The 12,482-nt window shown below is 37.0% G+C and carries 9 protein-coding genes; 2 read left to right on the top strand and 7 right to left on the bottom strand.

All coding sequences use genetic code 11. The features are described from left to right. Positions 1-29 precede the first annotated feature (29 nt). The 7 genes from BUA83_RS11900 to BUA83_RS11930 form a co-directional block, all read right to left on the bottom strand. The gene (locus tag BUA83_RS11900; RefSeq protein WP_072936506.1) at positions 30-1,361 is read right to left on the bottom strand and encodes a radical SAM/SPASM domain-containing protein; all 1,332 of its coding nucleotides are present in this window, start codon (positions 1,359-1,361) and stop codon (positions 30-32) included. 201 nt (positions 1,362-1,562) lie between these two features. Continuing rightward, on the bottom strand, positions 1,563-4,103 hold the full coding sequence (locus BUA83_RS11905; protein WP_072936507.1) for a DEAD/DEAH box helicase: 2,541 nt from the start codon (positions 4,101-4,103) through the stop codon (positions 1,563-1,565). Further along, positions 4,100-5,986 (bottom strand): adenylyltransferase/cytidyltransferase family protein, encoded by a 1,887-nt coding sequence (locus BUA83_RS11910; protein ID WP_072936508.1) that lies wholly within the window; start codon positions 5,984-5,986, stop codon positions 4,100-4,102. Before BUA83_RS11910 ends, BUA83_RS11905 begins: the two co-directional genes overlap by 4 nt. Before the next feature lie 824 nt (positions 5,987-6,810). After that, on the bottom strand, positions 6,811-7,119 hold the full coding sequence (locus tag BUA83_RS11915; protein WP_072936509.1) for a hypothetical protein: 309 nt from the start codon (positions 7,117-7,119) through the stop codon (positions 6,811-6,813). Then, positions 7,119-7,391 (bottom strand): helix-turn-helix domain-containing protein, encoded by a 273-nt coding sequence (locus BUA83_RS11920; RefSeq protein ID WP_200796074.1) that lies wholly within the window; start codon positions 7,389-7,391, stop codon positions 7,119-7,121. Before BUA83_RS11920 ends, BUA83_RS11915 begins: the two co-directional genes overlap by 1 nt. Before the next feature lie 142 nt (positions 7,392-7,533). Beyond that, complete coding sequence (locus tag BUA83_RS11925; RefSeq protein WP_072936510.1) at positions 7,534-7,869, bottom strand: helix-turn-helix transcriptional regulator; 336 nt, start codon at positions 7,867-7,869, stop codon at positions 7,534-7,536. Positions 7,870-8,097: 228 nt separating this feature from the next. Then, positions 8,098-9,639: a transposase gene (locus BUA83_RS11930; RefSeq protein WP_234988337.1), complete on the bottom strand. Its 1,542-nt coding sequence runs from the start codon at positions 9,637-9,639 to the stop codon at positions 8,098-8,100. 862 nt (positions 9,640-10,501) lie between these two features. Here BUA83_RS11930 and BUA83_RS11935 point away from each other — a divergent pair. Both BUA83_RS11935 and lexA read left to right on the top strand, forming a co-directional pair. Further along, entirely contained in the window at positions 10,502-11,581 is a 1,080-nt protein-coding gene (locus tag BUA83_RS11935; protein ID WP_159430517.1) for a tyrosine-type recombinase/integrase, read from the top strand. A gap of 65 nt (positions 11,582-11,646) precedes the next feature. Next, positions 11,647-12,264, top strand: a complete 618-nt coding sequence (lexA, locus tag BUA83_RS11940) for a transcriptional repressor LexA (RefSeq protein WP_072936512.1) — start codon at positions 11,647-11,649, stop codon at positions 12,262-12,264. Positions 12,265-12,482 lie beyond the last annotated feature (218 nt).

Raw genomic sequence — 12,482 nt, forward strand, 5'->3', positions numbered from 1 at the left:
ATTATTATATTTAAAGAAATATAATTAGCTTATAAACATGCTCTGTCACATACGGCTTTAAACATCTTTCCGTATTCACACGTGATATTGTCAATATGTTCATCATCACCAGTTAATGTATAACTATGTGCTGGACATGGCTCACAATAATGGAATGCCTCACATTTAGAACACTTTTCATTTACCTTTGACGTAACTTCTCTCCAATGACGAATCTCATCTGATTGTCCCCATATATCATCTAAATCAGATTCTAAAAATGACCCACATTTTTTACGAAAAGCATTACAAATCACAACATCCAAATCATATGTCACTGTGATGCTTCTAAAACTAGTAGCGCAGTATCTATCAGGAATTATTCCTTCTTTATCTTTACTTCGTTTTATAGCTCCTTCTAATAATTTCAATTTATCTGATGTTATATACTCATAAAGCTTATCAGCGCTGAATGTATTCAAAGACACTGTGTCTTTAGTTGAATCAATTGCCGGAATAATCTTAAAATTATATCCTGCTGGTATATCTAACATTTTGCATAAATTATTCACAGCATATACCTGATTGGAATTAACATCAAAAATAGATACACTTGCTCGAACAATAAAACCTTCTGATTTCAATCGCTTAATTGCGGAAATTGTTTTTTTATAGCTTCCAACGCGTTTTGTAATACTTTCATGTATACAAGCATCATCACTATAAAGAGATACAAAAATCATCTTGACCGTACATTTCTTAAGTGCCTCAACGATTTCATCATTAATCAATGTTGCATTGGTCTGTAAAGTTAATACAAATCCATATTTTCCTACCAATTCAATAAATTTTAGAATATCTGGATGCATAAGAGGCTCTGAACCTGCAAATACAACATGTAGTGTTCCTAGCGCCTTTAATTGCTGCAAAGCTTTCTCAAAATTTTCAACATTCCAGAGATTTTCCGATTCCTGTGATCTATAACAATGAACGCACTCTAAATTACACCTATCTGTAATTTCTATATTTGCTGTAAAAGGAACACATCGTTCAGTCATTAAGTCAAATACATAATTTTCAGTCTCATCATACTTATCTGCATCAGTATTTGCTTGATGCATTTGCGTTTCCATCTTCAGTATAGAATCCAATTGAAAAGCAAATTCTCTATAATCATTAGCGACCGTATCATAATCGACATCATACATTTCCATGATTCTATGAATTATATACTCAGCTTCTTCATTCTCTTTCATCATAATAGAAAACATATCTGCAAAAACATCCTCAAATAAAACATATACATTTTCTATCTTGTCATATAAAACAACCAAATCTTCATAGCATCTATATAGATACTTTGCTTCAATTTCTCGCTTCATCTAGTCAAACTTCTTTCGATTAAAAATTAATCCATTGACCAGATTGCTTGCAAAGCCCGATAAATACTGGTCTTCTTATCAGTTTATTTTTTTAATTTTCTGTAATTATATAATCTACATACAGTGTTGTCAAGGTAATATGAATCTATACAAAATAAAAAATCGGCTAAAAATGTTTAGAACATTTTTAACCGATTTCCACTATAGCAAATTCAATAATTCTTCTGGTGATAAATCACCAATATCATTTATGTTAGCGAATATCGCTTTACCCATTTCATCTTTTCTATTTTTTAAATTTTCTATTTTTTCTTCTACACTATTCTTTACTATCAATCTATAAACAATAACATCTTTTTTCTGACCAATACGATATATACGATCCTCTGCTTGACGTTCAACAGCTGGATTCCACCACGGATCACAAATAATAACCCTTCTAGCCTCGGTTAGATTTAATCCAAACCCACCGGCTTTTAAGCTAATAAGAAAGACTTTCTTACTTTCATTTGAAAATGCATCAATTTCCTTTTGACGCTTATTTGTGTGGCCATCGATATAACAGTAATCAATCCCATCTTCTTCAAGTCTATTCTCAATAAGTGCTAAAAAACGTGTAAATTGGCTAAATATCACTATTTTCTCGCCACTTTCATTAGTTACATTAATTAAATCAAGCACAGTATCTAACTTAATGGACTCCTCACACTTTTTATAATTAGTGTCATTAATCAAGCATGGATGGCAACAAATCTCTCTTAAAAATGTTAAGCCGTTCAACATCTGTAATTTTTGATTCTCTAATTCCCCTTTTAAAGACAAATCCTTTTTTATCTTTATCAACATTGCCTTGTAAAGCTTTTCCTGTTCACTATCCATAATACAATAAATATTTTCTGTCTTTTTTGAAGGTAGCTTTCCAAGCACTTGTTCTTTTGTTCTTCTTAATAAAAACGGCGACAATTTTCGTCCTAGTTGAGCCATTTCTGTTTTACCATTTATATAATTATCTAAAAAAGTATTATATTTCCCCAATAAACCAGGTGTTGTTATATCCATTATGCTCCATAGTTCTAAAACATTATTTTCATATGGTGTTCCTGTAGCAGCGAATGTCGTCCTACCTAAAGACATTTTTTTTACTATCCTTCTAGTTTTCGAATCAATATTCTTTACCTTCTGTGCTTCATCTAGTATAACTAATTCAAATCCAAATGAACCTAATTCCTTAAAGTCACTCAATAATATGCCATAGGTTGTGATACATACATCATACTCGTTATTTAAGCTCCGATTATCACCGTAGTAGAGCATTAATGAATATGAACGTTGAAAATATTTCTCATATTCATTCACCCAATTCCCTAGAATCGTTTTAGGAACTATAATAAGCGTCTTTTTAAACTGACTCTTTATTTCTTCGTCAGCTAGTAATGTTAATATCTGTACAGTCTTTCCAAGGCCCATATCATCGGCCAAGCATCCTCCCATATGATTCAATGCCAATTTTTTCATCCATACAACACCATCTTTTTGATAATCAAATAGCACAGTTTCAATATTAGCAGGTATACTGAGATGAACATCTCCACTAAATATATCACTTAAATTATTCTTATCGAACTCATTTTCAGAAACGTCCTCCACTATCTTCGCAAAATTTTCAGCTGTTTTTTGAATCTTTCCATCGTCCGATACTATAGCTAATAAATCCGTTATATTTTCGGGTACTAATAATGCTTTCTTTGTCCCCTCGGCAAATATACCATTATCTCCAATCAATTCAGACAATTGTATACTTTCATCATCAAACTTAATGCTACCATCTATCGAAAACCATCTTTCTCCTGATTCAAAATGAATATTTCTAAATTTGTCATCTCTAACTTCTACTTGCTTATCATTCAAAAAAACAATGAACCCCAATTCAATCATTTTTCGAACAGCTATATAGGACTCATTATTCGGAATCAAATACGTATTTGTAGAAATCATTTCAAACTGTTTAAAAAGTTTCTGTATCTTTAATTCACTGTTGTAATCCCTATAATATTCAGTTCCATTATGAAGTACTGTCTTATCTGACAAGATTTTTACTGGTTTGCCATCATAAAGCATTTTAGGCTCTGCTATCAACGAATTATTCTTTTCTCTTAACAGCACCTCAATGTCTACATTCTCACAAATTTTATTTCTATCTTCTTTTCTAATATTGTTAAAAAGTTCCATTAATGAAATCTCTGCTTTTGGTCTTTTAGAGAACACCACTTGCTTTAATACTTTTATATCTATCGACGCGTCAATAAGATACATATTGTTTTTTACAATAATGCACGTATCATTCACAAATGGAATTATCTTATGTTTTTCCTCAATTCGGATTACTTCTGAATCAGCTATAACGAATAATCTGTTTTTTTCCAAAGAAACCCTCTTTATTGTTAGATTTTGGCAATTATCTACTATTACAATTTTATGATTATTTTCATACCCTAATATCATAAAATGATTCCAACTATTTTTTGCATTTGATATATCAAACGTAACAGTATTATTACCAATTCTATATATACATGACTCTTCGTGTTTCTTAATAAAGTCTGTTAATTCCTTATCACTTGTTTTTTTATATTTTCCAGATACATATCCTTTTTGTGTCCTAGTAAGTTCACCTATATAAGTAGAACACACCAGCCTGCCTTGCTTAGCTGAACTCTTCTCATCTATTAATAACAAAATCACTCTCTTCCCACCTCCAATCTATTAATTCTTTCTATAAGCATTTCCCTACTATTTACAAGATAATTATAAGTCGCATCAGGAACTAGCTCTCTTATTTTATCCAAATCGTTATCTTTTAAAGCTTTTCTAACTCTACTAGCACTTATGAATTCACCATCCGCTTTTAGTCGTTCAATCAAAACAAACTCTAGATTCTCATGTTCAAATCTTTCTTTAATTTGACGATTATATTCTCTTGTCACTCTACAGTATGGTTCTTCACCTGCTATACGCATTCTCACATTTAAAGCTGGCATAACAAACTCTGTAAATATACGAATATCACGACTTGCATCCACCGATAATAATTGATTTTTTTCCTTTTTAAAGTATTCTGGCAAAGTTACTGTTGAAACTACATATTCACTACTTGGAATTATGATTAAATTCTCTAAAAGCTCAGTATTCTGTTGTACAAGCATTAGCCGATCTTCAAAAGGTATGACCGTTTCACTTTCCTGTACAACAAGAACAAACAGATAATCAACTAATTTCAACGCCTGTTCTAATATATATAAATGTCCTTTTGTGAATGGATTTGCATTCATTACTATAACGGCACCTTTACCAAATTTATCAGCAGCGTTCTTCCTTAACATGGATATAAAACTCTGAAATTTATCATTGTCAAAAAAATTGGAATTCAAATCCCCTCTTCGCTCACAGATTATCTTTTCATAATTCTCCTTAACGCTTTCTATCTTTTCAATTCTATTGGTTTTAGGATGCTCAATTTCATTAATATATCCTGCTAGTTCAGCTGCAATCAATTGATTACCAGCAGGTCCAAAATGAATATAGTCTATAAATATTTCTCTCCCCATGTAATATCTTAACGTAGCTGCAATATCACAACATATTATCCCCTTCTGCTGAAGATCCACCCTAACCTTTTCCCAAGTAGCATCTAATGAATAATACTTACTATTAGCATCTCCTATTTTTTGCAGTTCATCGTATAAACAAAATCTCCATTCATTTTCAGAAATAACAGCCTTATCCCCACAATCAGGAAGAATACAAACTATCAAATGTGCTTGTAATAAATCACACATCTCCTTAATTTCTACAATTTCATGGCAAACCGCCTCATCAACTATACTTGGTGCATATTTCTCTGATGATTTTATAAATCCATTATTTATTACTACAATATCATTCTTATGAATGTTTGCACTTTTTATTTGTAACCTAAGATCATATATCGATGTCCCATGTACACCATAATTCATGCAGCGATATTTAGTTAACTTACTAACAATACTCGCTAATGTATAATCATCCTCTACATATAATCCATAAAAACGAGAATCACCAAAAAAATGAATTGTAACATCTCTATCACCATTAATATACTGCTCGTTTGTATATCTTATCGAATCTATAATATTGACATATTCACTTTTATAATCTGCATTAACTAACTGATTGTTTAGATAATACATATCCGGTAAATAACTTACCTTTTTCTGATATTCTTCTGTATAATACGAGATGCAAGTGTATGCCTCACCTATTTCTCTATCTATATTTTCAGTTAATTCATCAATAAGGACCTGCTGTTCTTTTATTTCATCAAAAATATTGATAGTAATCCCTTCTATTCCCGAAATACGATATTTATCATCTGAAACGATTAACAAATCCTTATCTATAGTCATTTTTATTCTTTTAGTTCGACTCCAAATTCCTCTGGCATCATAATCCACTGTTCCTGTGACATATATATACTTGTTTACATCTAGGAGAAAAAGCCACGCCAGTATCATTTTCACACAATTATCCTCTGAATTGACTAGAACTCTCCCTTTATATTTTTTTAAAAAAACACTTAATTTACTCATTCTATTCTTCACCCTAATTTTTCTTAATAAACCTATGTCAACAACATGCCCAAATGCATAGAATGTATTATTTATCACAATATTTTATTTTTAAATAATGGGATTAGCATACGATTTAGTAGTAATGCTTATATTTGCTAATGCTGTCTGTGTAATACCTTCTCCATGACATTTTGTATTCTTCAATCTCAATATTGTTTTAAATCACTTCTATAAACCTCTTTTGTTGCACAATTAAGATAACTAATTTTACCACATTTCTAACTTTACAAGCAGCTCGATTACACTTCAAAGTACCTATTTTAGTTCATATCAAATTAAACCTATAATAAAGAACCCCAAAGCACTAAAAAATGCCTCGGGGCGTTTATGTCTTAATACAAATTCATCAATGTTAAAGTATCTCGTCACACCTACATATTTCTAGATAGAATTCCTGCAACTACCACAATGAAATAAATATCCAAGAAAAATCTCTCCCCAAATTGCTATATTATATAACAATTCTGCCACATTAACAATAAACACAATGGTCAATGCAAGTAAAAGGACTGTCATTGGCAACACATAAACTTCATGCGCATCCCAGTATTTACGACCAGAAAACCATCCCATCCTTATAGAAAACTTTACCCCCTTATAGTCTCTTGGCAAACTAATTAAACCATAATTTACGTAGACATATTATAACTTCAGATAACGTATTGAACTTAGGCGTTCTAATATATTTCATCTTTCGATATTAAACACATTTTCCCTTCCAACCATAAATAAAACTTGATTATTTTGCTTTATTCAATATAGCACAAAACCATAATACGCTACTATATTCTAGCTAGCATTTCCATTATATATCCAATGCCTTCAGTTCCCCAAATGGTCAAAGCCTGAGGAACTACTGCAACAATGATACCCACAATAAGTCCTTGCCATCCAAGAGATGCAGATCCGTTAATAAATGAACAGATACCACCAATCACAAAGAAAACTCCCAGCACCCAGCATACAAGATTTGCCAGGCCATCAACAAAACCAATTGCAAGCATCAGCAATGTAAGAACTGCCTGTACCGGCAATAGTGCAATTCTAAGGATAACTCTTAAAACTGTTCCAATACCATACAATACTGTCATTATAGGTTCCCCCTTTCTTTCTCCATCTGAACCTTATAGGCAATCAAACGAAGTACATATTCCGGCATTGCCCTACGACCAAGTTCCCACTCCTGCATAGTTCTATATGGAATACCAAGCCAGGCAGAAAAATCTTTTCTGTTCATTCCTGACTGCGCTCTAATCATCTTAAACGCATATGCCATCTTCCGGCGTACAGCATCAGCGTCTGTTTTATCTATTTTTTCCACTTCAATATCTATACCTTCAATGCTATATATTTCCTTATCCATGGCACTACCTACTATATCAATGTAGTCAATGCGTGTATTATTATCTTTACTATATGTAGTCATTGACTACATATCAAGATATAAAAATGCCCGCAAAGCAGGTACAATCTGCAATGCGGGCATCCTGAGTCTTATTTAGTTTTTAAAGCAATCCTTCAACTTTACGCTTTATTACCCAATAAACATCTTCAATATCACAATCAGATAATTTCTCGAGTAATTTAAAGAAAGAACTGTACTTAGCTGCAAGCCTCTGCTCTTCACCGGCTTCTGTAAACTCCAGGAACAATAATTCCCTTACATCAACTTCATAGATACGAGAAAACTGTGCCAATTCATCCGCAGATATACTTCTCTTACCTGCTTCCATCTCACTAATTGCTCTCTTTGCAACATTCATAAGATTAGCAGCCGCATCCTGGGATAATCCTTTCTTCACACGTGCTTCTTTAAGCTTTTTACCCGTAAATTCAGACATTTTTAACCTCCTTCAAAGTTCCGATTTTCGGAACAAACATCAAAATGGTCCATTTTTCGTGTTACAAATTTCGGAACAAATGCTCCGAAATTTTGTCGAATGTAGTCAGCAAAAAATGTATGAAGTACTCCGGCAGCTTAATTGAATTTTATTTTTGTGTAAAAAAATATAGGGGCTGTCGCATGAAGGAAAAAATCTTCATGGACAGCTCCTTTTTTCAGCTCAATATTAAATTTTGATAACCACACAGACATTTTCATGTAAAAATTGAACACAAAAAGGGCGCAAGAATATAACCGGCACTTTGTCCGTTACATGCATGCGCCCTTTTTGTTTGCTCGTTAAGCCGCCACAGTCACAGGGAACAAATAGCGCACTTCCTTGCCTGCTTGTATCTTGTGGTGCAGGCAGATCATGTTGTGCGCCATGGCCAAAAGCATTGCTTCCACCAAGATGTTCTTTCGCCCGCGACTCAGGAACCGGCGGAAGGAAAGGTTTCCCTTCGTCTGCGCGAACGCCCCCCTCGGCCTGTATGCTCCGGTTCACACGGAGCTCTATGCCCTCCGGCGAGGTGATCCGCGCCAAGGCTTTCTCCCTCTGCTCCTGAAATTCCTTCGCCACCTCGAATCGCTTGCTCTGTTCCTCCAGAGGCGTTTTCGACGTTCCCGCACGGATGCATTCCGCTTTTCTTGGGCAGCCTTTGCAGTCCACGCATCCGTACTGCGTCTTCTCGCTGACGTAGCCGGTCTTGGTCTTGCATCTGCGTGTCCCTGTCACTGTCAGTTTCTTACCGTTCGCGCAGGTGTAGCTGTCTTCCTCTGGGGCGTACGCCATGTTTTCCCTGCGGCCGATGTCCTTCTTCACGCTCCGTTTCTTGCTCGTCTCGTAGTTCGCGGGCTTGACGTAGGCTTCCTGACCGCGCCCTTCCAGCCACAGGTAGTTTTCCTCGCTTTCGTAGCCTGCATCCGCCACGATGCGCGGGTATTTCTTTCCCGTATGCGCCTCGAAGTCTTCAAGGAACGGGATGAGCGTCGTCGTGTCGCTCGGCTGCGGCCCTTCCGTCACCCATACGACGTACTGCGCGTCCACGCCGAACTGGATGTTGTAGGCGGGCTTGAGCTGCCCGTTCTTCATGGCGTCTTCTTTCATCCGCATGAAGGTCGCGTCCCTGTCCGTCTTGGAGTAGCTGTTCCGGTTCCCTGCGATGAAGAGTTTCTTCGTGTAGTCCTTGATGCGCCGGATCGCCTCGTCCAGTTTTTTCGTCAGTCTCTGCAGGGACGTCTTCCGTTTCCAGCTCCCGTGCACGAATTCGATGCCCATGCTTTTTTGGTACGCCTTCAGCCTGCGGCGCAGCCGCTTCATGTGGCGGAGCCTGATCCCCTCCGGAAAGTCCAGCCGGACATCGAAGTCTTCCGCAGCTTCGGCGAACAGCTCCGGGATTTTTTCCATGAGCTTTCCCATCTGCTTCGTCACGGATTTCTTCCAGACGAAGGTGTACTTGTTGGCGCAGGATTCGATCTTGGTCCCGTCGATGAAGATCTGCTCGCCCGAGAGTTCGCTCATCCCGTCCAGTGAAAGGCTCATCCCCGCGAACAGGGTTTTCATGCAGGGGGCGAGATGGAGCTGCTTGAATCTTGCGATGGCGGAATGGTCGGGGGCGGGCTTGCCTTCCAGAAGGTACATGAAGTTGATGTCCCGCTTGCAGGCGGACTCGATCTTGCGCGAGCTCCGGATGCCGTTCATGTTCGCGTAGACGGCAATGGCCAGCATCTGCCTGGGCGACGCCTTCTATTTCTCGATGCGGGAATAGGTCTTGTGAAGCTCCCTTAAGTCCAGTCCGCCTATGAAATGGCGAAGCAGGCGGACGGAGTCGTTCGCCGGAATGCGGCATTCGATATTGAGGGGCAAAGACATTTGATAAGTTGATAAGGCTCGCCCCATGTTGTATAATCTTTGCGTGTAATTGTTTGTTTTTCCATACTTACATATTACACAAAACCCGCGAAGTTTCCTGCTTCGCGGGCTATTTTTTGCAAAAAAGCTGCCGCACGTTCTATTTACGTGCGACAGCCCCATATTTTTATAAAATATTTTAGGATGATATTATAAAAATTGTCGCTTAAATTAAACAACGAATAATTTGTAATGGAGTCCGAAAATGAAAGTAAAAGAATATATTGACTACTGGTATTACACTTATATTTTTGAGTATCCGAAATTACAGGTTGAAAGATAGAATGTTTGACAGCTCCGTGCAGGATGCAATATGCGGATTTATTGATTCCAGTTACGCGGCTGTGGTTGAAAAAGAAAAGAAAGCCAAGCTTGAAAAGAATAAAATAGAACAAAATAGAACATTGACAAAACATGTGTTATAAAATATACTGAATTTGAGAGCAAATACAATAGCAGTTGCAAAACACCAGACTTCTCTTCTTATGACGAGAGGTTTTATGTTTGTAGGATAATACGTAATATCTTGCGTATTATACGTAAGATATTACGCATCTGCTAACACCTAAGTTATCCTGATGCGCAATTAGAAAGGATAACTGCCAATGTATTTACGAGAAAAAATGGAAGATGGTATTTCACTACAACGATCCTTACGATGGATGGCACTCCAAAGAGAGTGGAAAGGATTGGTGGTAATACAAAAACCGAAGCAAAGAAAGCTTGTATTAATTTCATTAAGAAGACTGACCGGTTCGGTCGTATGAAATTGAAGGAAAATATCACTGTTAAGCAGTTCTCTACGCTTTGGATGACGGACTACGTTGAGAATAACTTAAAGCCGAATACAATTGATTCATATAATATGATGCTGGAAAAGCATATATTGCCGGATCTAGGAAGCAAGCAGTTGTATAAAGTAACCAGTATAGAGCTGCAGCGGTTCCTGAATAACAAAAAGAACGCAGGGTATTCCAAGTCCACGGTATCCCATATGGCTGTGCTGCTTCGAGAAATATTTAAGGCAGCCGTCCATCCGTATGATTATCTGGATAAGAGTCCGGCGATATATTTAAGAGTTCCAAAGCATGACGAAATATCTCCGGAAAAATATATTTTTTCAGAGGCTGATATTGAGGAAATCTTTGAGCGCTTCCCTATCGGACATCAATTTTATATCCCGATTCGAGTAGCATACTATACCGGGATGCGGTTAGGTGAGATTCTAGCGCTCACAAAAGATAAGGTAAGTATTGAAGACCAACGAATTTATATATCATCGATACTATATGATAAGAAAGGTATTCCGATAGTCGGTAACACACCAAAATCGAAAACCAGTGTAAGAACGATAGTTTTTGGTGAAGCTCTTGTTGCTTGCCTGAAAAAGCACTACGCTTGGCAAGCCAAAAACAAATTGCAATACGGTGAATACTACATAAACAACGATTTTGTATGCACCCGTGAAGACGGAAAAAATATGACTTCGAATGATATGCGGTACTTTAATATGTATTGTAGAGAGAACTTCGGTTCAGGAGCCTCCTTCCACTCGCTTAGGTATACGCACGCTACAAGGCTGCGTGAAAATGGCTGCGAACTGGAATTTGTATCAAATCGTTTGGGACACGCCAACGTGGAAATTACATCAGCGATCTACTTTCATGTAACACAAAAAGAAAACACTGCAATGCTCTCTATTTTGGATGATACATTCAAATCCGAGCGGAAAAGCGGAAAAATGAAAATAAATCGCTGAAACCCACTAATATTAAGGATTTTAGGTACGTATAAATTATCGGAAGTAAATAAGGAGTGAAAATAATGGCCCGGCACAATCAAACTTCCGCACAACGTCGAGAAAGCATTTACGCATTTATTAAACAGTTTTTGAAAGATCGCGGCTACCCACCATCTGTCCGCGAAATCGGTCAGGCTGTCGGATTGAAATCCAGTTCCACGGTTCATGCATATCTTGACCAGATGGAAGATCATGGTATGATACGTCGTGATCCTACCAAACCCAGAGCAATTGACCTTATGGAAGATAACCCGTGGAGCAACACAGTACTCGTTCCTTTGATTGGTACTGTAGCTGCCGGTATTCCTATCTCTGCTGAGGAGAATATTGAAGAAACCTTCGCCCTTCCCACTAACCTTTTAGGCACCAAGGATGATACCTTTATGCTTAGAGTAAAAGGCGAAAGTATGATTAATATTGGTATTTTTGACGGCGATTATGTAATCGTTCGCCAGCAGAATACCGCAAGAGACGGTCAGGTTGTCGTCGCATTGGTTAATCAGGAGGATGCAACAGTTAAACGTTACTTCAAAGAGAAGGATTGCATTAAACTGGTTCCTGAAAATGATAATATGGAGCCGTTTTACGAAAAAGATGTCCAGGTTCTTGGAATAGTTATCGGTGTATACAGACAAATGTAAAAGCAAATCAAAACCACCCGTGAAACGGGTGGTTTGCTCAGGCCCTATAAGGGCCAATTACCTGTGGTAGCACCCTAAAGGGCGCATCGAAACAATCTGGCAATCACACTATTATCACTGGCAGCCCCCTACTCGGGGGCTTTTTTCTTAGCCTTTTTTCTCTCGCTTCCCCGTAAACGGGTCCACTGATTCAAATAAACTTAATTGATCATTTGCAA

The sequence above is a fragment of the Schwartzia succinivorans DSM 10502 genome (assembly GCF_900129225.1).
In the GTDB taxonomy this organism is placed as follows: domain Bacteria; phylum Bacillota; class Negativicutes; order Selenomonadales; family Selenomonadaceae; genus Schwartzia; species Schwartzia succinivorans.

Coding starts and splice junctions, on each gene's coding strand:
- BUA83_RS11900 (WP_072936506.1), bottom strand. CDS start 1,361: ATGAAGCGAGAAATTGAAGCAAAGTATCTATATAGATGCTATGAAGAT.
- BUA83_RS11925 (WP_072936510.1), bottom strand. CDS start 7,869: ATGTCTGAATTTACGGGTAAAAAGCTTAAAGAAGCACGTGTGAAGAAA.
- BUA83_RS11915 (WP_072936509.1), bottom strand. CDS start 7,119: ATGACAGTATTGTATGGTATTGGAACAGTTTTAAGAGTTATCCTTAGA.
- BUA83_RS11910 (WP_072936508.1), bottom strand. CDS start 5,986: ATGAGTAAATTAAGTGTTTTTTTAAAAAAATATAAAGGGAGAGTTCTA.
- lexA (WP_072936512.1), top strand. CDS start 11,647: ATGGCCCGGCACAATCAAACTTCCGCACAACGTCGAGAAAGCATTTAC.
- BUA83_RS11930 (WP_234988337.1), bottom strand. CDS start 9,639: ATGCTGGCCATTGCCGTCTACGCGAACATGAACGGCATCCGGAGCTCG.
- BUA83_RS11920 (WP_200796074.1), bottom strand. CDS start 7,391: ATGGATAAGGAAATATATAGCATTGAAGGTATAGATATTGAAGTGGAA.